This window comes from Streptomyces anthophorae (genome assembly GCF_049310305.1).
Classification (GTDB): Bacteria; Actinomycetota; Actinomycetes; order Streptomycetales; family Streptomycetaceae; genus Streptomyces.
In genome coordinates this window covers 6,350,286-6,371,261 of the sequence record NZ_JBLWQQ010000001.1, presented here as the reverse complement: position 1 = coordinate 6,371,261, position 20,976 = coordinate 6,350,286, and the positions used below count along the sequence as shown (strand labels likewise).

The following is a 20,976-nucleotide window of genomic DNA, read 5'->3' as shown; positions in this document are numbered from 1 at the left end:
CCTCACCGGGACCCCGCCCTGTCCTGCCAAAGACAACGGGCACCCCCACCCAACCCCTTTCGACTCAGGAAGGCGTGCGGCGACTATGACCGACCCCATGCGCATCCAGCCGAGCGAGCTCGACCAGCTCCCGGACCGCGACCCCGAGGAGACCGCCGAATGGCGGGCCTCCCTGGACGCCGTTACCCAGGCGGCCGGGCCGCACCGCGCCGCGTACCTCATGCGGCGGACGCTGGAAGGCGCCGAAGCGGGCGGCCTGGCGCTGCCGAAGCTCCTTGAGACGGAGTACCTCAACTCCATCCCCACCGCCGCCGAGCCGGAGTTCCCGGGCGACGAGGAGATGGAAGCCCGGATCACCGCGTACAACCGCTGGAACGCGGCGGCGATGGTGACCCGCGGCTCGAAGGCCGGCGTCGGCGGCCACATCGCCACCTTCGCCTCGGCCGCCTGGCTGTACGAGACGGGCTTCAACCACTTCTTCCGCGGCAAGGAGGGCGACGGCTCGGGCGACCAGCTCTACATCCAGGGCCACGCCTCGCCCGGCATCTACGCCCGCGCGTTCCTCGACGGCCGCCTCTCCGAGCAGCAGCTCGACAACTTCCGCCGCGAGGCGGGTGGCAACGGCCTGCCGTCGTACCCGCACCCGCGCCGCCTGCCGTGGCTGTGGGAGTTCCCGACCGTGTCCATGGGCCTCGGCCCGCTGTCCGCCATCTACCAGGCGCGGTTCAACCGCTATCTGTCGGCGCGGAACATCAAGGACACGTCGAACTCGCACGTCTGGGCGTTCCTCGGCGACGGCGAGATGGACGAGCCCGAGTCGACCTCGGCGCTCACGCTCGCCGCCCGCGAGGGTCTGGACAACCTGACCTTCGTCATCAACTGCAACCTCCAGCGCCTGGACGGCCCGGTCCGCCCGAACTTCCGCGTGGTGCAGGAGCTCGAGGCCCAGTTCCGCGGCTCCGGCTGGAACGTCATCAAGTCCATGTGGGGCAACGCCTGGGACGAGCTCTTCCAGCTCGACACCACCGGCGCCCTCCTGCGCCGTCTGCGCGAGGTCCCGGACGCCCAGTTCCAGACGTACCAGACGCGCGACGTGGCCTACATCCGCGAGAACTTCTTCGGCGCCGACCCGGCGCTCGTCGAGATGGCCAAGGTGCTGTCCGACGACAAGATCTCCGAGTGCTTCCACACCTCGCGCGGTGGCCACGAGCCCCGCAAGGTGTACGCGGCGTACAAGGCGGCCGTCGAGCACAAGGGCAAGCCGACCGTCATCCTGACGCAGACGGTGAAGGGCTTCACGCTCGGCAAGGGCTTCGAGTCCAAGAACGCCAACCACCAGATGAAGAAGCTGACGAACGACGAGTTCAAGGACATGCGTGACCTCCTTGACCTCCCGATCCCGGACAGCAAATTCGAGGACGGCGTCGTCCCGTACGCCCGCCCCGCGGAGGGCTCCCCCGAGCTGCGCTACCTCGCCGAGCGTCGCGCCGCCCTCGGCGGTCCCGCCCCGGCCCGCCGTACGCAGCCGCTCGCGCCGCTGCCCGCGCCCGCCGACAAGGCCTTCGCCTCGTTCGACAAGGGCTCCGGCTCGCAGTCGGTGGCCTCGACGATGGCGCTCGTACGGCTCCTGAAGGACCTCGTACGGGACAAGACGTCCGGCAAGCGCTGGGTGCCGATCATCCCCGACGAGGCGCGCACCTTCGGCATGGAGTCGCTGTTCCCGTCGCTCGGTCTGTACTCGCCCAAGGGCCAGACGTACGACCCGGTCGACCGCGACCAGCTCATGTACTACAAGGAGTCCGAGTCCGGCCAGATCCTCAACGAGGGGATCAACGAGGCCGGTTCGCTCGCCGACTTCATCGCCGCCGCGACGTCGTACGCGACGCACGGCGAGCAGATGATCCCGCTGTACATCTTCTACTCGATGTTCGGCTGGCAGCGCACGGGCGACCAGTTCTGGCAGCTCGCCGACCAGATGGGCCGCGGCTTCGTCGTCGGCGCCACGGCCGGACGCACCACGCTGACCGGTGAGGGCCTCCAGCACGCGGACGGCCACTCGCCGATGATCGCGGCCACCAACCCGGCGGCCCTCTCCTACGACCCGGCGTTCGCCTACGAGATCGCGGTCATCATGAAGGAGGGCCTGCGCCGCATGTACGGCGAGGCCAAGCCGGGCGAGGACCAGGACGTCTTCTACTACCTGACGGTCTACAACGAGCCGATGCCGCAGCCGGCCAAGCCGGCCGTCGACGGTCTCGACGAGGCCATCGTCAAGGGCCTCTACCGCTTCAACACGGCGGAGAGCGCGGGCCTGTCCCCGGCCGCCAACGCCGCGCGCACCAACCTCATCGGTTCCGGTACGGCGATCCACTGGGCGCTCAAGGCGCAGCAGCTGCTCGCCGAGGACTGGGGCGTGGCCGCCGACGTGTGGTCCGCGACGTCCTGGACCGAGCTGCGCCGCGACGCCCTGGAGGCCGACGAGGCGCTCCTGAACGGCGAGGAGCGCGTGCCGTTCGTCCGCCAGGCGCTCGCCGGCGCCGAGGGCCCGGTCCTGGCCGTGTCCGACTACATGCGCCAGGTCCCCGACCAGATCGCGCAGTGGGTCGAGCAGGACTACACCTCGCTCGGTGCCGACGGCTTCGGCCTCTCGGACACCCGTGAGGACGCCCGCCGCCACTTCGGCGTCGACGCCGAGTCGATCGTCGTCGCGGCCCTCGCCCAGCTCGCCCGCCGCGGCGAGGTCAAGGCGACGGCCGTGAAGGAGGCGCGCGAGCGCTACGGCCTGTAGTACCCGCGAGTTCACGGGCTGCGCGTGCCCCGTCCCGATTGCCGGGGCGGGGCACGCGTGCGTGAATGGACGCGTCCGCTCCGGGGACCCGTTCGCGTCCGTTCGCCGTCTTGGGAGGCGTACCTCCATATGAAGATCTCCAAGACCCCCTCGGCGCCCTGCTGGGCCGAGCTGTCGACCACTGAGCCGGAGGCGGCCCGGTACTTCTACGAGGCCCTGTTCGGCTGGCGCACGCGGCCGAGCGACGACCCCACGGTCGGCGGGCACGGCAGGTTCTCGCTCGACAGCCCGGACGGGCCGAAGGTGGCGGGGGTCGGCCCGGTGCTGCGCCCCGGACAGCCCGCCGCCTGGCTGCCGTACTTCCAGTCCAGCGGCATCGACGCGGTCACCGCGCGCGTGCGCGGCAACGACGGCCGGGTCGTCTCGGGCCCGATCGGCGTCGAGGAAGAGGGCAGGCTCGCGGTCTGCCAGGATCCGGCGGGCGCGGCGTTCGGCCTGTGGGAGCCGCAGGAGCACGCCGGGTTCGAGGTGGTGAACGTGCCGAGCAGCTTCACCTGGTTCGAGCTGCTCACGCGGGACGGGGCGGGCGCGGTGGACTTCTACCAGTCGGTGCTCGGCTGGGGCACCCGGCGGCACGAGGGCTACACCGAGTGGTCCGTCGCCGACGAGCCCTTCGGCGGCATGGTCGACATGTCGACCGGCCGGTTCCCGCCCGAGGTGCCCTCGCATTGGAATCTGTACGTGGCCGTGGACGATCCGGACGCGGTGGCCGAGCGCTGCACGGAGCTGTCGGGGCAGGTCCTGGTCGAGCCCACGACGATCGAGCCCGGCCGGTTCGCGATGCTCGCGGATCCGCAGGGCGCGGCGTTCTCGGTGATGCGCTTCGCGGCGTGAGTCGCCCGCGCCCTTCGCGCTGTTCGGGCGGGTCCCGTTGTCAGTGGGGCGGTTCATGATGTCGGTATGCGTGCTGCCCGCCTGATCAAGATGGTGCTGTTGCTCCAGTCCCGGCCGTCCATGACCGCGGCCGAGCTGGCGCGCGAGCTGGAGGTCTCCGAGCGGACGGTGACGCGGGACGCGCAGGCGCTCAGCGAGGCCGGGGTTCCGGTGTACGCGGACCGGGGGCGGGCCGGCGGATACCGGCTGATCGGCGGGTACCGCACGCGGCTCACGGGGCTCGCGCGCGGCGAGGCGGAGGCGCTGTTCCTCTCGGGAGTGCCGGGGGCGCTGCGCGAGATGGGCCTGGAGGACGCGGCGTCGGCGGCGCACCTGAAGGTGTCGGCGGCCCTGCTCCCTTCGCTGCGGGACGCGCCGCGGACGGCGGCGCAGCGCTTCCATCTGGACGCGCCGGGCTGGTTCAAGGAGCAGGAGACGCCCGAGCTGCTGCCCGCGATCGCGGAGGCGGTGTGGGAGGACCGGGTGGTCCGGGTCCGCTACCGCCGCACGTCGGCGGGGCGGGAGGAGGACGTGGAGCGGGAGCTGGAGCCGTACGGGCTCGTGCTCAAGGCCGGCGTCTGGTACCTGGCGGCGGCGGTGCGCGGGGCGGACGCCTTCCGGGTGTACCGGGTCGACCGGTTCACGGCCGTGGAGCCGGGCGAGGAGCGGTTCGGGCGGGCCGAGGGGGCGGACGCGTTCGACCTTCCGGCGTTCTGGGAGGAGCGGGCGGCGCAGTTCGCGCGGGCACTGCTGCGGTCGGAGGTCGTCGTCCGGCTCACCCCCGCGGGGGTACGTCAACTGCCGTACGCCCTGGATCCGGCGTCCGCGCGCGAGGCCCTGGAGCCCGCGGCGGAGGCGGACGCGGAGGGGCGGGTGACGGTGACGCTGCCTGTCGAGTCGGAGGACGTGGCGTACACGCAGCTCATGGCGCTCGGCCCGGAGGTGGAGGTGGTGGCTCCGGCGGCGCTGCGGGAGCGGTTCGCGCTGGCCGCGCGGCGGATGCGGGACTGGTACGGCTGATGGCGGCGGGGTGTGAGGGCGTTGACCCGGTCGTGCCCTCGGCATGTGCATGCATAACGAAGTGGAGCAGCTCGCGCGCTCGGCGTGCGCCCCATCGGTACAGGGCCGATGCTGGTCCCGTGATGGACGAGACCGAGTTCTGGGAGATCGTGGACAGTACGCGTGAGGCCGCGGGCGGCGACCCCGAGGACCACGCCGAGCTGCTCGTCGAGCGGTTGCTGCGGTCCGATCCGGACTCCGTGCTCGACTTCGCCCGGCACTTCGAGTCCCGGTACAACCGGGCGTACCGGTGGGACCTTTGGGGCGCGGCGTGGGTGCTGCTCGACGGGGCGAGCGACGACGCCTTCGACTACTTCCGGTGCTGGCTGATCGGCCAGGGCCGGGAGGTCTTCGAGGGCGCGCTGCACGACCCCGACTCCCTGGCCGAACTCCTCGACGACTTCGACGACGAGACCGACGGGGACGGCGAGGAGATCGGCTACGCGGCGGACGAGGCGTACGAACAACTGACGGGCGTGGTCGCCCCCGACCTGGGCCTCGCCCCCGCACCCCCGGAACCGGAGGGCACCCCTCTGGACTTCGAGGACGAGGGCGTGATGTCCCGGACGTATCCCCGCCTGACGGCGCGGTTCGGCTAAGCGCTTCGAGCCATCGGCGGCGGGTGGGCAAAATCAAGCCCCGCCGGCGATTGAGGCGCGGGGTCCGGGGCGGAGCCCCGAGGCGTGGGCACGGTCCACCTCAAGCCGCCCGGATCGCCTGATCCACTCCCGGGTGGGCGAACTCGAACCCGGTCTCCAGCAACCGCGTGGGCACCGCACGCGTCGACCCGAGAACGTCCCCCGCCATCTCCCCCAGCACCGCACGCAGGGCGAAGGACGGCACCGGCAGCACCGCAGGCCTCCGCAGAACCCGCCCCATCGCCTCCGTCACCTCCCGGTTCGTCGCGGGCTGCGGCGCCGTCAGGTTCACGGGACCGGCCAGGTCCCCCGTGTCCAGGAGGTGCCGCAGCGCCGCCACGTGATCGGCCAGCGCGATGTACGACCAGTACTGCCGCCCGTCCCCCAGCCGTCCGCCGAGCCCCGCCTTGAACAGCGGGAACAGCTTGCCCCACGCACCCCCGCCGCGAGCCACGACGAGCCCCGTCCGCGCGAACACCGTGCGGATCCCCGCCTGGTGCGCGGGCGCCGCCGCGGCCTCCCACTCGACGCACACCGACGGCAGGAACCCGTCCCCGGCCGGGGCCGTCTCGTCGACGGTGCGGGCGCCAGTGTCGCCGTAGTAGCCGACCGCGCTGCCGTTGAGGAAGACACGGGGGCGCGTGTCGAGCCCGGCCGCCGCCCGCGCGAGCGTCTGCGTGCCGAGGACCCGGCTGTCCCGGATCTCCCGCTTGTACGCGGCCGTCCACCGGTGGTCGCCGACCCCGGCCCCCGCGAGGTTGACGATCCCCTCGCAGCCGGCGAGCCGCGACGTGTCGACGTACCCCTCCTTCGGGTCCCAGCGGGCCTCGTCCGGCGCCCGTGGGGCGCGCCGCACCAGGCGCACCACGTCGTGCCCGTCGTCCGTCAGGGACCGGACCAGGGCCGAGCCGATGAGTCCTGAGGCGCCCGCCACCGCGAAACGTGTCATGGGCCCATCCTGCCCGCCGTACGGTCGTCCGCATGTCAGCCCCCGGGGTACGGCGTGCGACGGGCCGCGACTCGTTGCAGGGTGAGATGACACCACCGGTGCGAAGGGAGCCGTAGCCCGCATGAGCTGGCCCGTGGCGCGCCGCAGGGACGAGTCCCAGCGTGCCTGGCTGCGCGGGGCCCCGCCGCCGCGCTGGGTGCGCTGGCTTCCCGTGGTGCTGCTCGTGGCCCTGTACGCGCTTCAGGCGATCACGCGCCACCGCTTCGAGCTGGCGTTCCTCCTCGGGGCCATCCCGCCGCTCGCCGCCCTGACGTGGGGTCCCGCGGTCACGGCGCTGTTCGGCGGCTGTGTCGTCCTGCTCCTGAATCTGCCCCGCATCGGTTTCGGGCGGCCGGGCAACAGCGACGTACTGACCGTGGCGTTCGTCGCGGTGCTCAGCGTGATCATCGCCTGGGTGCGCAGTCGCAGGGACGAGCAGCTGGTCACGGTGCGCACGGTCGCGGAGGCCGCCCAGTTCGCGGTGCTTCCGCCGTTGCCCGGGCGGGTCGGCGCCGTGCGCTGCGCGGGTCTGTACCGGGCCGCGCACCGCGGCGCCCTGGTCGGCGGCGACCTCTTCGACGTGCGCAAGGGCCCGGCCGGTGTGCGGGCCGTCGTCGGCGACGTACAGGGGCACGGCCTTTCGGCGGTGGGCACGGTGGCGGGGCTGCTCGGCGCGTTCCGGGAGGCGGTGCTCGACCAGCCGGACCTGGAGGGCGTGGCGGCGCGGCTCGACCGGCGGCTCGTGGTGGACACGTCGGAGGACGAGCACGCGGAGCTGTTCGCGACGGCGGTGCTGCTCGAATTCCCCGACCCCTCCCCCGGCGAGGCCCCCGTCGTGCATCTCATCAGCTGCGGCCACCCGCACCCGCTGCTGCTGCGGGACGGGCGGGTGACCGAGCTCGACGTGCCGTCGGGCGCGCCGCTCGGCCTCGGCCTCGCCGAACTCGCGCCGCCGAAGCGGCTCACGGTCGAGCTGCGGCCCGGTGACCGGCTGGTCGCGCCGTCGGACGGGGTGACGGAGGCCCGTGACCGGAACGGGGATTTCTATCCGCTCGCCGACCGGCTTCCGCAGTTCGCGGGCGAGGAGCCGGCCGCTCTCACGGACGCGGTGTGGCGGGACGTCATCCGGTTCGCGGGGACGGTCAGGGACGATCTGACCCTGCTCGTCTTCGCCCCTCTCGTGTCCGCTCCGGACGCCACGCGGACCCCGGACGTGCCTCGCGAGGCGTGAGGTGTGAACGTAGGCGCATGAAGAACCCGGGACTCCTGCGCCGCCAGGGACACCGCCGCACCGCGGTCACCGCCTCCGTACTGCTGCTGCCGCTCGCCGGCTCCTTGTTGTCCGCCTGTTCCGACGACGACGGCGCGACGAACCCGCCGCCCGCGGCCTCGCCCGCCGCGACGGCGAGCGGCGCCCGCTGCGTGACGGATCCGTCGGCCGACGACAAGGGCCCGGACGCGAAGCCGCGCGCGAAGGCCGGCTACACGGTCGACGAGAAGACCGTGAAGGCGAAGGCCCAGAAGGAGTTCAAGACGACGACGGGCGACAAGTCGGCGCTGCTGGTGTCGGACTCGGGGAAGCTGACGACCCGCGACGCGAAGATCATCAAGCACGGTGGCACCTCGTCGCTCACCGCCTCCGACGGGCACGGCCTCAACGCGGCGGCGCTCGCCCGCGACGGGGGCACGCTCGTCATGTCCGGCGGCCGGATGTCCACCCAGGGCAAGGGCTCGACCGGGGTGTTCGCCTCGGGCAAGGACTCGAAGGCCACGCTCAGCGCGGGCGGCATCAGGACGCACGGCACCTCCGCGCGCGGCGTCACGGCGACGCACGGCGGCACGCTCGACCTGACGTACGTGGAGATCGACACGGTGGCCGCGCAGGCGGCGCCGGTGGCCGTGGGGCCCGGCGGCGGGAAGGTCACGGTGTCCGGCGGCACGATGACCTCGGCGGGCTGCGGCTCGCCGGGCGTGCAGACGGCGGGCGACGTGTCCTTGTCGCAGACGCTGTTCGACCTGGCCAACTCGGAGGCGTTCACCGTGGAGGCCGGGGGTTCGCTGTCCCTGAAGGACGTCCGGGCGTCCGCGGCGGCGGGCGGTGTGGTGCTGCGCGGCGACGGCGAGACCTCGTTCCGGATGACCGGCGGGGCGGTCCAGGCCTCCGACGGCGACATCTTCGCGGTCCAGCGGGCCGACGCCGACATCGAGTTGAACGGTGACGCCGACGTCCAGACGAAGGACGGCAAGCTGCTGCGGGTCACGCGCAAGGGGACGGCGGCGTTCACCGCGAACGGCGAGAAGCTGAAGGGCAGCGTGGCCGTGGAGAAGGGCTCCTCCGCCACCCTCGACCTGAAGGGCTCCACCGACCTCGACGGGAAGATCGTGGGCGCGGCGTCGCTGACGCTCGGCCCGAAGACGAAGTGGTCGGTGTCCGGGGACTCCCGGCTGAAGAGCATCACGCTGGCCGACGGGGCGAAGGTCTCCGACGTGATCGTAGGCAACGGCCGCACGGTGACGTACGAGAAGGCGTCGAGCCCGGACCTGCACGGGAAGAAGTACCAGCTGGAGGGCGGCGGCACGCTCAAGCCGGCCTAGGGTCCCGGGGCCTGTCCTAGCGGTTCTGGAGCGCCGCGGCCCGCTCCCTGATCTCGGGCAGCCTGCCCATCAGGGCGAGGCCGGGGCAGAACGTCTCGTAGCCGTCGCGGTGTCCGGAGACCGCGAAGAACCTGTGGGCCGTGCCCGTCCGGTAGCGGGCCAGGTCGTTGCTCGACACCAGGCGCACCCGGGAGCGCGGGTCGATCCCGGACAGGCCCAGCTTCCAGGCGGAGACGGCGGCGATCGCGTCGGTCATCGCCTTCGGCACCGGGGTGCCCTCGGTGAACGTGCCGATCGCGGCGATCCCCGCCGTGTTCCGGTTGAAGCCCTGCGTATGGGCGCCGATCACCGGCCGGGCGGCGCCGCCCGCGCGCCCCTCGTAGACCGTTCCGCAGCGGTCGACGAGGAAGTTGTAGCCGATGTCGTCCCACTCCTTGCCGCCCGAGGCGCCGCCGCCCGCCTGGCCCGCGTACAGGTAGCGGATGATGCGCGGCACGTCCGCGCAGTCGTAGTCGTTCGGCGAGTCGGTGTGGTGCAGGAACACGGCCCGGACGCGCTCTCCGTAGCGGACCGGATCGCGGTGGTACGTCTCGGCGCCCGCGAGCCACCGCGAGCGCGGCACGATCCTGGGGCGCGCCGCCTGCACCCGGCCGCCCACGGTCGCGATCCGCTTCGCCGGCACCGCGGAGGCCGGCAACTCGCCGCGGGCCGTGGCCGCGAAGCGCCCCGGCCCCGGCCGGTCGACCGTCGCCGCGCACAGCACGACGAGCCCGACGGCCAGGGCTCCGGGCAGCCAGCGCAAGCTTCTCCGTACGACGTGCACGCCTCCCACCCTGGGCCCGGCGCGCCCTGTGCGGTCAGCCACAGTGGGCCAGGTGGCGGAACCATCGGGGGCACCTGGGCGTTTCTTACCGGTATGGACCTCCACATACTCGACGTGCTGCTGCTCGTGGTGGCCCTCGCCTACGCCGTGTCCGGCTACCGGCGCGGACTGCTCGCGGGCTGTGTCTCGCTGGCCGGGTTCGTGGGCGGTGCGGCCGTCGGCGTCTGGCTGCTGCCGTACCTGATGGAGACGGTCACGCCGGGCACCACGTCGGCCACGATCGTCGCCGTGCTCACGGTGCTCGTACCGGCGGTCGCGGGGCACGGGCTCGCCGGGCTGCTCGCGGCGCGGGTGCGCGGCGGCATGTCGCACGCGCCGGGCCCGCTGCGCGTGGCCGACGGCGTGGGCGGCGGCGCGGCGACCGCCGTGGCCGCCCTGGTGGTGGCGTGGGTGGCGGGCAGCGTCCTCGTCGCCTCGTCCTCCACGGTCCTCAACCAGGCGATCCGGAACTCCTCGGTGCTCGGCGCGGTGCAGGACACCATGCCGTCGACGACCCCGTCCTGGTTCTCGCAGGCCACGGGGGCACTCACCTCGGCGGGCTTCCCGCAGGTCTTCGACCCGTTCGCGAGCGAGCCGCCCGCCAAGGTGGCCAAGCCGTCCGGGGACAACGTGACGGCGAAGGCGACCACCGCCGCGCAGCGCAGCAGCGTCAAGGTGCAGGGCGCGTCCGGCACCCAGGGCCGCGAGGGCAGCGGCTTCGTCTACAGCTCCGAGCACGTCATGACGAACGCGCACGTGGTGGCGGGCATCGACGACCCGACGGTGCGGGTGGGCGGCACCGGCCAGGCGTACGAGGCGAAGGTCGTCCTCTTCGACCCCGACAAGGACGTGGCGGTCCTGTACGTCCCCGGGCTCGACGCCCCGTCGCTGCGCTTCGACGACTCGGCATCGCGCGGTGACGCCGCCGTGGTCGCGGGCTACCCGGAGAACGGCGGCCTCGACCTCCAGGCCGCCACCGTCGACGACACGATCAAGGCGGCGGGCCAGGACATCTACGGCTCCGGGAACGTCACGCGCGACATCTACTCGATCCGCTCCACGGTCCTGCCCGGCAACTCCGGCGGCCCGCTCCTCGACACGGACGGCGAGGTGTACGGCGTGGTGTTCGCCCGCTCCACGACGGACGACGGAACGGGCTACGTCCTGACGGCGGACGAGGTGTCCTCCGACGCGCAACGGGCGGCTTCGGCGACAGCGCCGGTGGACACGGGACAGCTCGTCCGGTCCTAGGAAAGTGCGGCCCCGGTGGGCACGACCACCCCGTACAGATCGGTGATCGTCGCCATCGCCCCGAGGTGCACCTGCTCGGCGGGCAGCTCGACGCCGCCGACCGAGGTCAGGGGGCGCGTCGCGCAGGCGTCGGCGACCACGGTGGGCCGGTTGCCGCGCAGGAACGCGCCCTGCGCGGTGAACTGCACGCACATGTGCGACATGAACCCGATGACGACGACGTCCTTGTGGCCCGCGGCGTCGACGATCCTGCCGAGGTCGGTGCCGACGAAGGAGTCCGGGGCGGGCTTGACCACGACGGCCTCGCCCTCGACCGGCGCGACGTCCGGGTGGATCTCCCCGATCTCGGCGCGGACGTCGTAGGCGGAGCCCTCGCCGCCGTCGTGCTGGACGTGCACGACCGTCGAGCCCGCCGCGCGGGCGCGGGCGAGGAGCTCTGCGGCGTTGTCGAGAGCGGTCCGCCAGCCCTCCAGCTCCATCACGCCGCGGGTGTACGTGTTCTGGTAGTCGATCAGGATCAGCGTCGCGTCGGCGAGCGAGGCGGGCGTCTCGTCGAGGCCGTTAAGGGTGCGCAGAGTCGTTGTTGGCATGTCTGGAACGCTACGAGCGAGGCCACCATGTCAGCAATGACGGCTAACATGCAGATTCGGACATGCCGTCGTGAGAGTGGCGAGAGGGGCCCCTGTGAGCGCGACCGAACGGCTCGTCGTCATCGTCCTCTTCGACGGGGTCGACACACTCGACGTCACGGGCCCGCCCGAGGTGTTCGCGCTGGTGAGACGCGAGGGCGACACCGGGTACCGGGTGCTTCTCGCCGCCGAGACCCTGGACCCGGTCACCACCTCCGCGGGCGTACGCGTCCTGCCCGACGTCACCTTCGACGACGCGGCCCGGCTGTCCATCGACACCCTTCTGGTGCCGGGTTCGGTGGAGGCCGACGCGGAGCGCGGGGTGCGCGCCCTGGCGGAGCCCGCCGTCGTCGACCGGGTGCGGACGCTCGCCGGGCGGGCGCGCCGGGTCGCGTCGGTCTGCGTGGGGGCGCATCTGCTCGCGGCGGCCGGGCTGCTGGACGGGCGGCGCGCCACCACCCACTGGTCGACCGCGCGCCAACTGGCGGACGAGCACCCGGAGATCGACGTCGACCCCGACCCGATCTTCATCCGCGAGGGAGACATCTGGACCGGGGCCGGCATCAGCTCCTGCCTCGACCTGTCGCTCGCCCTGGTCGCGGACGACCTCGGCGAGCCGACGGCGCTGCGGGTGGCGCGGCAGCTGGTGATGTACCTGAAGCGGCCGAGCGGCCAGAGCCAGTTCAGCGTGCCGCTGGCGCAGGCCTCCACGACGCGGCGCGTGGACGACCTGCGCCAGCACGTCACCCGGAATCTCGGCGAACCGCTCACCGTCGCGGACCTCGCGGCGCACGCCCATGTCAGCGAGCGCCAGCTCGCCCGGATCTTCAAGTCCGAACTGGGCACGACGCCGAGCGCGTACGTCGAGTCGGCGCGTGTCGAGCGGGCCCGCCAGCGCCTCGAATCCTCCGACGACACGCTGGACCGGATCGCCGCCACCTGCGGTTTCGGCACGACGGACACCCTGGTGCGGGCCTTTCGCCGCCGCCTGGACACGACGCCGACGGCGTACCGGCACCGCTTCAGGGTGACGTCGGTGCCACCTCAGTAGTGCGTGCCACCGTCGATACGGATCTCCGTACCGGTGATGAACTTCCCGTCCTCCGAGGCCAGCATCGCGACGACCCCGGCCACGGCCTCGGGTCCTGCGAACCCGTCGCCCAGCGAGGGCGACAGCTTCGCGAACAGGCTCCAGTCGGTGTCCTCGGGCAGGCCGGGGCCCTGGCTCTGCTTGCTCATCCCCGAGCCGTCGGTCATGCCGGACGCGATGGAGCCGGGCTGCACGGCGGTGAACCTCAGGCCCTGCTTGCTGTACTCGGCGGCCAGCGCGTGCGTCATGGACTGGATGCCGCCCTTGCTCGCCGCGTACGCCGCCATGTACGGGTGGGCGAACATCGCCGACGTGGAGCTGAAGTTGACGACGGCGGGGGACGCGCCCCGAAGCAGGCTCGGTATCGCCTCGCGGATCATCAGGAAGGTGCCGGTGAGGTTGACCGCGAGCACCTGGTTGAACTCGGCGAGCGTCGTCTTCTCGGTGTGCGAGGAGCGCAGGATGCCGGCGGCGTTGACCAGCACGTCGAGCCCGCCGAGCGCCTGCACGGCGGTGGCGACGGCCTCGCGCACGGAGGCCTCGTCGGCGATGTTCACGACGACGGTGGTGAGGCGCTCGGCGTCGGCGCCCGCCTTGCTCACGGTGTCCTGGAGACCGGCCTCGCTGACGTCGGCCGCGACGACCCGGCCGCCCTCCGCCAGCATGCGCAGCACGGTGGCCTGGCCGATGCCGGACCCGCCACCGGTGACCAGTGCACGGCGTCCTTCGTAGCGATTCAGGCGGTTCATGGCGACTCCTTACGTTCCTGCGCGCGTCCTCGCGCGCTGCTCACCGTACGCTTCGGTGGCACGTTTTGCCATAACGGCGTTTCGTGCCATTTCATTCCCCGTGCGGTTACGCTTCGTCGGGTGAACGAGCCCACGACGCCCTCCTCGCCGCCTGCGCAGCCCTCGCTGACCGACCGCCGCAAGGCGGCGACCCAGCTCGACATCGCCCGCGCGGCGATGGAGCTGTTCACCGAGAAGGGCCCCGACGCCACCACGGCCGAGGAGATCGCTCGCGGCGCCGGGGTCGCGCTGCGCACCTTCTACCGCTACTTCCGCAACAAGCAGGACGCCGTGGGCCCGCTGCTCGCGTCCGGCGGCGACCGCTGGCGCGAACTGCTGGCCGCGACGGAGCCGGGCACCCCGCTGCCGCAGGCCCTCGAATCGGCCGCGGCGGCGACGCTCTCGCCCCCGGACGAGGCGGCGGAGGAGGCGCTGCGGGGCACCCGGACCCTGCTGCGCGCGGCCCAGGAGGACCCGGCGCTGCGTGCCGTCTGGTACCGGGTCAACCAGGAGTCCGAGGAGAAGCTGCTCGCGGTGGTGGCCCGCCTCGCGGGCCCCGACGCGGACCCCCTGGAGACCCGCCTGACGGCCGCCGCGGCGACCGACGCGATCCGGGTGGCCCTGGAACTCTGGGCCACGACGGACGCCGCCACCTCCGGCCCCGACTCCCCCGCGGCCCTGGCGATCCGCGGCCTGCGCCTCCTGGCGGCGGGGGCGGGCGACTGACGGGCGAGGAGCGGCGGCAGGGGTCGCGCGGGCGCTGACGGCGGGGCCGTCGCACACTCCCTCGGGACGCGTCCCGGGTGGCGGCGCGGAGCCGTGCGACCGGCGTGCCCCCGTGCCGCCCCCACGCGCGACTGCCCGGCGCCCGCCCCGCACCTACCCTCGAGTTCCCTGGGCCCCGAACTCAGGTATCCCGAGGGCGCGTTGAGGGCATGAGCCCCCGGACGCCAGCCACCCGACCCGCCGGAGGCACGCCGTGCTCGATCGCGCAGAGGAAAGTTCGGGAGCCATCGTCGTCGTGGGCGCCGGGGTCGCGGGACTCGCGGCGGCGCGACACCTGACCAGGGCGGGCCTGCGCCCGCTGGTCCTGGAGGCCGCCACCGGCATCGGCGGCCGCATGTCCACCGAGAAGGTCGACGGCTTCCGCCTCGACCGGACCGGCCGGCCGCTGTGCACCTCGTACCCGGAACTGCGCCGCGACCCCGCCCTCGCCCGCCTCGCCCTGCGCCGCTTCTCCCCCGGCGCGCTCGTGCACAGCGAAGGGCTGCGCCACCGGGCGGGCGAGCCCACCGACCCCCGGCGCACAAGGGGCGCACTCAGTGCGGCACGCGCCTTGGCGAGCGCCCCCCGCAGCCCGCGCGGAACGCGCCCCACCCTCGGCAGCCCGCTCGACCACGCACGCCTGAACGCGAGCCTGTCCCGGCTCGCGGCGACGGAACCGTCCCGCCTCCTCGCCCGCCCCGAACTCCCCGCCGCCCAGGCCCTCTTGACCCGCGGTCTGCCGGCCTCGACCCTCCACGGCTTCGTCCGTCCCCTGCTCTCGGCCCTGCTCTGCGACCCGGACCTCGGCACCTCCAGCCGGTGCGCCGACCTCGCCCTGCACGCCTACGCGGCGGGCCGGCTCGCCGTACCGGAGGGCGGCGCCGACGCGCTGCCCGAGCTGCTCGCGGCGGGCCTGCCACCCGGCACGGTGCAGACCGGCGTACGGGCCACGGCGGTCGCCACGACCTCGGTCACGACCACCGAACTCGGCCGACTCCCGTGCCGCGCGGTGGTGTTGGCAACCGGTGCGCGGGACGCCGCCGAGCTCCTCCCCGGCCTGCGCGTCCCCGCCTTCCACGAGGTCACCGTCGTGCACCACGCCATGCCCGAGCCGCCGCTCACCGAACCCGCGCTGCTGCTCGACGCGGACCGGCTCGGCCCGGTCGCGCACACGTCGGTGATCAGCCAGGTGGACCCGACGAGAGCACCGGCGGGCCGCGCCCTGGTCTCCTCGACGGTCCTCGGCCCGCCCCCCACGGACCGCGAACTCCGCGCCCAACTCGGCACCCTCTACGGCACGTCGACCGCCGACTGGGAAACCCTCGCCGTGCACCACGACGCCCACGCCGTGCCGGCGATGCCGCCCCCGCACGACCCGCGCCGCCCGGTCCGCCTCCTCGACGGCCTGTACGTGTGCGGGGACCACCGGGACGCCGGCTCGGTGCAGGGCGCCCTCCACTCGGCCCGCCGTGCGACCCACGCACTCCTCACAGACCTGGGCATCCCCGCCCCCACGACACCCCCACTCACCAACGCCGCCTGACCCCCGAACCGCGCCCGCCTCCGTGGCCCGACTCCGGGGGCGGGCGCGCCCCACCCTCCGGGGGCCGACCCGCCCTCACCTCCCGCACCGGGGGCTCCGCCCCCGTCGCCCTCAATCACCGGACGAGCTCAACAATCCCAACCAGCAACACCGAGCCCTCCGGAGGAGCCGGTCGGGCGAGCGATGCCCCAGGCCCGGCCCGAACAGGCGCCGCCCCCGGCACAGCCCCGGAATCCTGGGGCGGCACATCCATGACGACGGGCACCACCCCCGGCACAGCCCCGAAGCACCGGCACCGCGCGCCCATAACGACAGGCACCACCCCGCCGAAGCCCCAGGGCGGCCATCCATGACAACGGGCACCACCCCCGGCACAGCTCCGGAACCCCGGCGCCGCGCGCCCATGACGACGGGCACCATCCCGCCGAAGCCCCGAAACACCGGCCCGGCACACCGGTCACCACGGGCACCGGCCCCCAGACACCCCACCCCGCGGGGCCGAAGCCCCCGGAGGGGGCGGGTGGGTGGGAGACGACCCAGGCCCGGCGCAGCCGGAAAGGGCGGTGCCGCGCGCACGGTCCGAACAGGCACCACCCGGCAAAGGCCCGAAACACCGGCCCGGCACCCCCGTCACCACAGGCATCGCCCCCCCCCGGCCCCCCGGCGCCGCACAACAGACACCCCACCCCGCGGGGCCGAAGCCCCCGGAGGGGGCGGGTGGGAGGGAGATGACCCAGGCCCGGCGCAGCCGGAACGGTCCGAACAGGCGCCGCCCCGGCACAGCCCCGGAACCCCGGCACCGCGCACCCATGACGACGGGCACCACCCCGACGAAACCCCGGCGCCGCGCGTCGGTGGCAGCGGGCGCCGACCCCGTCACCGCCCCAACACCCCGGCCCCCGCACCAACGACGACGACCGGGGACCGCCTCAGCCCAGCGCCGCGACCCGCTCCCGATACCCCCGGACGGGCCCCGCATCGCGGTACGGCTCGAGCCGACGCTCAAACTCCCGCACGTACTCGTGCGCCCGCACCGACCGCATGTCCGCCGCCGCCGACGCCGCCTCCGCCCCGAGCGCGCACGCCGAGTCCAGCTCCCCGAGACCCAGCCGCGCCGAAGCCAGCACCACCCGGCAGAACAACCGGCTGCGCGCGAACCCCGGCGCCCGCAACTGCAACGACCGCTCCGCGTGCTGCGCCGCGGCCCGGTACTGCTGAAGGTCCCGGTGGCAGTGCCCGAACTCGTCCGCCAACTGCGCCTCGTCGAAGAACCGCGCCCACGGCGGCGCCTCGTCCCCGGGCCGCACCGCCCCGAGCGCCCGCTCGGCCCGCACCAGCGACGCCGTGCACGCCCGCACCTCACCGAGCACCCCGTGCCCGCGCGCCTCCACGGCGTGCAGCAGCGCCTGCACCACGGGCGGCGCCGAGGCCCCCACGCCCTGCTGGGCGACCCGCGCGAGCTGCACCGCCTCCCGGCCGTGCCCGAGATAGACGGCCTGCCGGCTCATGGTGACCAGCACGTACGAGCCGTACATCCGGTCCCCCGCGGCCTGCGAGAGCCGCAGCGCCTGCACGAAGTACCGCTGGGCCAGACCGTGCGCCGCGATGTCGTACGAGGTCCAGCCCGCGAGCCGGGTCAGATCGGCGACCGCGGAGAAGAGGCGCCGCCCGTGCTGCTCCCCGTACGCCCCGCGCAGCATGGGTTCGGCCTCGTGCTCCAGGTACCGCACGAGTGCCTGGCGCGCGTGCCCGCCCCCGTACGCGTGGTCGAGCGCGCGGAACAGTTCGCCCACGGAGCGCAGCGCCGCGATGTCACCGGCGGTCACCCGGTGCCCGGGCCCGCGCTCGGTCTGTCCGCGCTGGCGCGGCACGGAGCCACCCACCGCCCCCGGCACGACGGGCCGCCCCTGCACCGGCACGCGCGGCGCCTGCTCGCCGTGGGCGACCCGGTCGTCGGGCCGGCCGATCAGCCAGTCGCGGCTGGGCACGACGAGCCCGGCCGGGGTGAACGCGATCTTCCGGAGCTCGGCGTGGCTGCCGGAGTCCTTGCGCCACAGGCCGCTGACGATGTCGACGGCCTCCTCGGGCGATCCCGCGAACTCCAGGCCCGCGTACACGGGCGCACACGCGTCGAGCCCGAGGTCCTGCGCGGAGAGGCGGCGGCCGAGGCGGCGTGTGAACACCTCGGCGATGAGCGCCGGTGTCGTCCCTCTGGGCTGCTGTCCGCGCAGCCACCGGGTCACGGATGTCTTGTCGTACCGCAGGTCAAGCCCGTGTTCGAGCCCGAGCTGGTCCACGCGGCGCGCGAGGCCCGCGTTGGAGAAACCGGCCTCCGCGATGAGCGCGGCGAGCGGGCGGTTCGGGGTGCGCTGCGGAGGTCGTTCCGTCATGCTGTGCGTTTGCCTTCCGGGCCCTTGGAAGCGGTAAAGGGGGGCCATTGAGTGCCCCCCTTTAGTCGCTGCTCCCTCATGGAACGGCGTGTGCCGTGACCGGCTCCCGCTCACGGACGGCGCCGAAATTATCACGGAGCGCACACGGCGTCCCCCAATCAGCCCAGCCAAACCCCTCCTTCATCCGATCGTGTGACAAACCGCGCGAGGGGTGGACGGCGGGGCCGTCATCCGGGAGCCGTACAGTTGCTCCGGGCGCGTTATATGCACGGTGAAGGTTCTTAGGGAGGCACTTGCCGTGAGTGAGTTCCGGTTCGTCCGCATGGGTTTCGGTGCGGACATGGTCGATTACCAGGTGGCCTGGGACGAGCAGCGCCGTGTGCACGCCGCTCGCTTCGCCGACGAGGTGCCCGACACCTGCCTGCTCCTGGAGCACCCGCCCGTCTACACGGCGGGCCGTCGCACCGCCCCCGAGGAGCGCCCGCTCGACGGCACCCCGGTCATCGACGTGGACCGCGGCGGCAAGATCACCTGGCACGGGCCCGGCCAGCTCGTCGGCTACCCGATCCAGAAGCTCCCGCGCCCCGTCGACGTGGTCGCCCACCTCCGCCGCCTGGAGGACGCGATGATCGCGGTCTGCGCGGAGTTCGGCATCACGGCCGCGCGCGTGGAGGGCCGGGCCGGGGTGTGGGTGCTCGGCGACCCCATTGAACAGCGGACGGCCCGCAGGGAACACAGTGGCCTGTCCCTCGACTTCGACCCGCGGCTCAGCAGCGAGGACGAGGAGTTCGACCACCGCCTCGTCGGCCCCGAGTACGCGCCCTCGAACGCGGGCCAGCGGCACGAGGACCGCAAGATCTGCGCCATGGGCATCCGCGTCGCCAAGGGCGTCACCATGCACGGCTTCGCGCTGAACGTGAACCCGGACACCTCCAACTTCGACAAGATCATCCCCTGCGGCATCCGCGACGCGGGCGTGACCTCCCTCTCGTACGAGCTGGGCCGCGAGGTCACGATGGACGAGGTGCTGCCGATCGCCGAGAGGCATCTCCAGGACGTCCTGGGGAACGCGGACCTCAAGCCGCGCGCCGTCGAGAAGGCCTCGGTGTAGCCCATCCGGGGAATGCACCCCGCAGGCCACCGGTTGGCCACCCGTGAGGGCCACGAACATCACGGGCGTACCCTGATGTACGCCGAGGAATCAAAGCTTTAGGGAGCCGGTCGTGTCCGCAGTCGCACCCGACGGACGCAAGATGCTGCGCCTGGAGGTCCGTAACGCTCAGACCCCCATCGAGCGCAAGCCCGAGTGGATCAAGACCCGGGCGAAAATGGGTCCCGAATACACCAAGATGCAGAACCTCGTGAAGTCCGAGGGCCTGCACACGGTCTGCCAGGAGGCGGGCTGTCCCAACATCTACGAGTGCTGGGAGGACCGCGAGGCCACCTTCCTCATCGGCGGTGACCAGTGCACCCGGCGCTGCGACTTCTGCCAGATCGACACCGGCAAGCCCGAGCCGCTCGACCGTGACGAGCCGCGCCGCGTCGGTGAGTCCGTCGTCACGATGGACCTGAACTACGCCACGATCACCGGCGTCGCCCGCGACGACCTGGAGGACGGCGGCGCCTGGCTGTACGCGGAGACGGTCCGCCAGATCCACCGCCAGACCACCAACCGCGCGGACGGCCGCACCAAGGTGGAGCTGCTCGCCCCGGACTTCAACGCGAACCCGGAGCAGCTGGCCGAGGTCTTCTCCTCCCGCCCCGAGGTCTTCGCGCACAACGTCGAGACGGTCCCGCGGATCTTCAAGCGGATCCGTCCGGGCTTCCGCTACGAGCGTTCACTGAAGGTCATCACCGAGGCCCGCGACTTCGGCCTGGTCACCAAGTCGAACCTGATCCTCGGCATGGGCGAGACCCGCGAGGAGATCAGCGACGCGCTGCGCCAGCTGCACGACGCCGGCTGCGAGCTGGTCACCATCACGCAGTACCTGCGCCCCTCCGTGCGGCACCACCCCGTGGAGCGCTGGGTCAAGCCGCAGGAGTTCGTGGAGCTGAAGGACGAGGCCGAGCAGATCGGTTTCTCCGGCGTCATGTCGGGCCCACTGGTCCGTTCCTCGTACCGTGCGGGACGGCTCTTCCAGATGGCCAAGGAGAAGCGGGGCTCCTTCACCGCCTCGCAGGCCGTGTGAATTCACGCACAAGAGGCTACTGATCGGTAGTGGCCGGTAAGCCGCGGTCCTGACGATCCCCGCAGATGGGGGGCACCGTCAGGGCCGCGTCTGCGTTTGCGGCGCGAGCGTCAAGGCTTCATTGGTGTTTGACCGTCCGGTCACGCCCTGGTAACACCAATCAGTGACTCTGGAATCACGCCCCGTACACCCCGTGCCACAGCCGTGATCACCCTTCGAGGGGGGACCTCAACCATGCAGGCCGCGCCCGTCCGCGCCACCGCCATCCCGACCGTCACCGACGCACTGCGCGCCGTGGAGTCGCTGCTCATGAGCAGCGGCCAGCGCACCGCCCGCCGCAATGCCTGGACCTCCGTCCTGGAGGACCGCCGCCGCGCCAAGGATCGGGTCGAAGCGCAGCGCGTCCTGGAGGCCGCCGCTTCGCGGGGCTGATCGAACCAGGGATGAACCAGGGACCGGTGCGGGTTC

The 20,976-nt window shown here is 73.0% G+C and carries 18 protein-coding genes; 13 read left to right on the top strand and 5 right to left on the bottom strand.

Features of this window, described 5'->3' with window-relative positions; translation table 11 throughout:
- Window positions 1–85 precede the first annotated feature (85 nt).
- From aceE to ACNYS0_RS28870, 4 genes are all read left to right on the top strand, one after another.
- The gene (gene aceE / locus ACNYS0_RS28885; RefSeq protein ID WP_422477537.1) at window positions 86–2,788 is read left to right on the top strand and encodes a pyruvate dehydrogenase (acetyl-transferring), homodimeric type; all 2,703 of its coding nucleotides are present in this window, start codon (window positions 86–88) and stop codon (window positions 2,786–2,788) included.
- A 129-nt stretch (window positions 2,789–2,917) separates the two neighbouring features.
- Window positions 2,918–3,682: a VOC family protein gene (locus ACNYS0_RS28880; RefSeq protein ID WP_422477535.1), complete on the top strand. Its 765-nt coding sequence runs from the start codon at window positions 2,918–2,920 to the stop codon at window positions 3,680–3,682.
- Between the two features lie 66 nt (window positions 3,683–3,748).
- A complete protein-coding gene (locus tag ACNYS0_RS28875; RefSeq protein ID WP_422477533.1) occupies window positions 3,749–4,741 on the top strand; it encodes a helix-turn-helix transcriptional regulator in 993 nt (330 codons plus the stop codon).
- Between the two features lie 122 nt (window positions 4,742–4,863).
- Entirely contained in the window at window positions 4,864–5,379 is a 516-nt protein-coding gene (locus tag ACNYS0_RS28870; protein ID WP_422482804.1) for a DUF4240 domain-containing protein, read from the top strand.
- A gap of 100 nt (window positions 5,380–5,479) precedes the next feature.
- Here ACNYS0_RS28870 and ACNYS0_RS28865 read toward each other — a convergent pair whose 3' ends face one another.
- Entirely contained in the window at window positions 5,480–6,367 is an 888-nt protein-coding gene (locus ACNYS0_RS28865; protein WP_422477531.1) for a TIGR01777 family oxidoreductase, read from the bottom strand.
- A 121-nt stretch (window positions 6,368–6,488) separates the two neighbouring features.
- On the opposite strand from ACNYS0_RS28865, the gene ACNYS0_RS28860 reads away from it, so the two are divergent.
- Window positions 6,489–7,637 (top strand): PP2C family protein-serine/threonine phosphatase, encoded by a 1,149-nt coding sequence (locus ACNYS0_RS28860; RefSeq protein ID WP_422477529.1) that lies wholly within the window; start codon window positions 6,489–6,491, stop codon window positions 7,635–7,637.
- A 17-nt stretch (window positions 7,638–7,654) separates the two neighbouring features.
- Window positions 7,655–9,001 (top strand): hypothetical protein, encoded by a 1,347-nt coding sequence (locus ACNYS0_RS28855; protein WP_422477527.1) that lies wholly within the window; start codon window positions 7,655–7,657, stop codon window positions 8,999–9,001.
- Window positions 9,002–9,017: 16 nt separating this feature from the next.
- Here the strand turns inward: ACNYS0_RS28855 and ACNYS0_RS28850 are convergent, their stop codons facing one another.
- Window positions 9,018–9,803 (bottom strand): peptidoglycan recognition protein family protein, encoded by a 786-nt coding sequence (locus ACNYS0_RS28850; protein WP_422477525.1) that lies wholly within the window; start codon window positions 9,801–9,803, stop codon window positions 9,018–9,020.
- Window positions 9,804–9,917: 114 nt separating this feature from the next.
- Between ACNYS0_RS28850 and ACNYS0_RS28845 the strand changes: the two genes are divergently transcribed.
- Window positions 9,918–11,114 (top strand): MarP family serine protease, encoded by a 1,197-nt coding sequence (locus tag ACNYS0_RS28845; protein WP_422477523.1) that lies wholly within the window; start codon window positions 9,918–9,920, stop codon window positions 11,112–11,114.
- Here ACNYS0_RS28845 and ACNYS0_RS28840 read toward each other — a convergent pair.
- On the bottom strand, window positions 11,111–11,704 hold the full coding sequence (locus ACNYS0_RS28840) for a cysteine hydrolase family protein (RefSeq protein ID WP_422477521.1): 594 nt from the start codon (window positions 11,702–11,704) through the stop codon (window positions 11,111–11,113). The two genes, ACNYS0_RS28845 and ACNYS0_RS28840, sit on opposite strands and share 4 nt — an antisense overlap.
- A gap of 94 nt (window positions 11,705–11,798) precedes the next feature.
- On the opposite strand from ACNYS0_RS28840, the gene ACNYS0_RS28835 reads away from it, so the two are divergent.
- Window positions 11,799–12,794, top strand: a complete 996-nt coding sequence (locus ACNYS0_RS28835) for a GlxA family transcriptional regulator (protein ID WP_422477519.1) — start codon at window positions 11,799–11,801, stop codon at window positions 12,792–12,794.
- Here ACNYS0_RS28835 and ACNYS0_RS28830 read toward each other — a convergent pair.
- The gene (locus tag ACNYS0_RS28830) at window positions 12,788–13,582 is read right to left on the bottom strand and encodes an SDR family NAD(P)-dependent oxidoreductase (protein ID WP_422477517.1); all 795 of its coding nucleotides are present in this window, start codon (window positions 13,580–13,582) and stop codon (window positions 12,788–12,790) included. The genes ACNYS0_RS28835 and ACNYS0_RS28830 overlap by 7 nt on opposite strands.
- A gap of 120 nt (window positions 13,583–13,702) precedes the next feature.
- On the opposite strand from ACNYS0_RS28830, the gene ACNYS0_RS28825 reads away from it, so the two are divergent.
- Together ACNYS0_RS28825 and ACNYS0_RS28820 are read left to right on the top strand one after the other, a co-directional pair.
- A complete protein-coding gene (locus ACNYS0_RS28825) occupies window positions 13,703–14,347 on the top strand; it encodes a TetR family transcriptional regulator (RefSeq protein ID WP_422477515.1) in 645 nt (214 codons plus the stop codon).
- 253 nt (window positions 14,348–14,600) lie between these two features.
- The gene (locus tag ACNYS0_RS28820; RefSeq protein WP_422477513.1) at window positions 14,601–15,929 is read left to right on the top strand and encodes an NAD(P)/FAD-dependent oxidoreductase; all 1,329 of its coding nucleotides are present in this window, start codon (window positions 14,601–14,603) and stop codon (window positions 15,927–15,929) included.
- 929 nt (window positions 15,930–16,858) lie between these two features.
- Here ACNYS0_RS28820 and ACNYS0_RS28815 read toward each other — a convergent pair.
- On the bottom strand, window positions 16,859–18,319 hold the full coding sequence (locus ACNYS0_RS28815) for an NsdA family TPR-like regulatory protein (protein ID WP_422477511.1): 1,461 nt from the start codon (window positions 18,317–18,319) through the stop codon (window positions 16,859–16,861).
- Between the two features lie 298 nt (window positions 18,320–18,617).
- Between ACNYS0_RS28815 and lipB the strand changes: the two genes are divergently transcribed.
- The 3 genes from lipB to ACNYS0_RS28800 all read left to right on the top strand — a co-directional run bounded on the left by lipB (window position 18,618) and on the right by ACNYS0_RS28800 (window position 20,940).
- Window positions 18,618–19,430: a lipoyl(octanoyl) transferase LipB gene (lipB, locus tag ACNYS0_RS28810; protein ID WP_422477509.1), complete on the top strand. Its 813-nt coding sequence runs from the start codon at window positions 18,618–18,620 to the stop codon at window positions 19,428–19,430.
- A gap of 112 nt (window positions 19,431–19,542) precedes the next feature.
- Window positions 19,543–20,508: a lipoyl synthase gene (gene lipA / locus ACNYS0_RS28805; protein ID WP_422477507.1), complete on the top strand. Its 966-nt coding sequence runs from the start codon at window positions 19,543–19,545 to the stop codon at window positions 20,506–20,508.
- 234 nt (window positions 20,509–20,742) lie between these two features.
- The gene (locus ACNYS0_RS28800; protein WP_306323515.1) at window positions 20,743–20,940 is read left to right on the top strand and encodes an SCO2195 family GlnR-regulated protein; all 198 of its coding nucleotides are present in this window, start codon (window positions 20,743–20,745) and stop codon (window positions 20,938–20,940) included.
- The last annotated feature ends 36 nt before the right edge of the window (window positions 20,941–20,976 follow it).

What these genes read in the sequence shown, in the direction of transcription:
- ACNYS0_RS28880 (WP_422477535.1), top strand. Translation starts at nt 2,918, where the DNA reads ATGAAGATCTCCAAGACCCCCTCGGCGCCCTGCTGGGCCGAGCTGTCG.
- ACNYS0_RS28830 (WP_422477517.1), bottom strand. Translation starts at nt 13,582, where the DNA reads ATGAACCGCCTGAATCGCTACGAAGGACGCCGTGCACTGGTCACCGGT.
- ACNYS0_RS28800 (WP_306323515.1), top strand. Translation starts at nt 20,743, where the DNA reads ATGCAGGCCGCGCCCGTCCGCGCCACCGCCATCCCGACCGTCACCGAC.
- ACNYS0_RS28875 (WP_422477533.1), top strand. Translation starts at nt 3,749, where the DNA reads ATGCGTGCTGCCCGCCTGATCAAGATGGTGCTGTTGCTCCAGTCCCGG.
- ACNYS0_RS28860 (WP_422477529.1), top strand. Translation starts at nt 6,489, where the DNA reads ATGAGCTGGCCCGTGGCGCGCCGCAGGGACGAGTCCCAGCGTGCCTGG.
- ACNYS0_RS28855 (WP_422477527.1), top strand. Translation starts at nt 7,655, where the DNA reads ATGAAGAACCCGGGACTCCTGCGCCGCCAGGGACACCGCCGCACCGCG.
- ACNYS0_RS28845 (WP_422477523.1), top strand. Translation starts at nt 9,918, where the DNA reads ATGGACCTCCACATACTCGACGTGCTGCTGCTCGTGGTGGCCCTCGCC.
- ACNYS0_RS28840 (WP_422477521.1), bottom strand. Translation starts at nt 11,704, where the DNA reads ATGCCAACAACGACTCTGCGCACCCTTAACGGCCTCGACGAGACGCCC.
- aceE (WP_422477537.1), top strand. Translation starts at nt 86, where the DNA reads ATGACCGACCCCATGCGCATCCAGCCGAGCGAGCTCGACCAGCTCCCG.
- ACNYS0_RS28815 (WP_422477511.1), bottom strand. Translation starts at nt 18,319, where the DNA reads ATGACGGAACGACCTCCGCAGCGCACCCCGAACCGCCCGCTCGCCGCG.
- ACNYS0_RS28865 (WP_422477531.1), bottom strand. Translation starts at nt 6,367, where the DNA reads ATGACACGTTTCGCGGTGGCGGGCGCCTCAGGACTCATCGGCTCGGCC.
- ACNYS0_RS28870 (WP_422482804.1), top strand. Translation starts at nt 4,864, where the DNA reads ATGGACGAGACCGAGTTCTGGGAGATCGTGGACAGTACGCGTGAGGCC.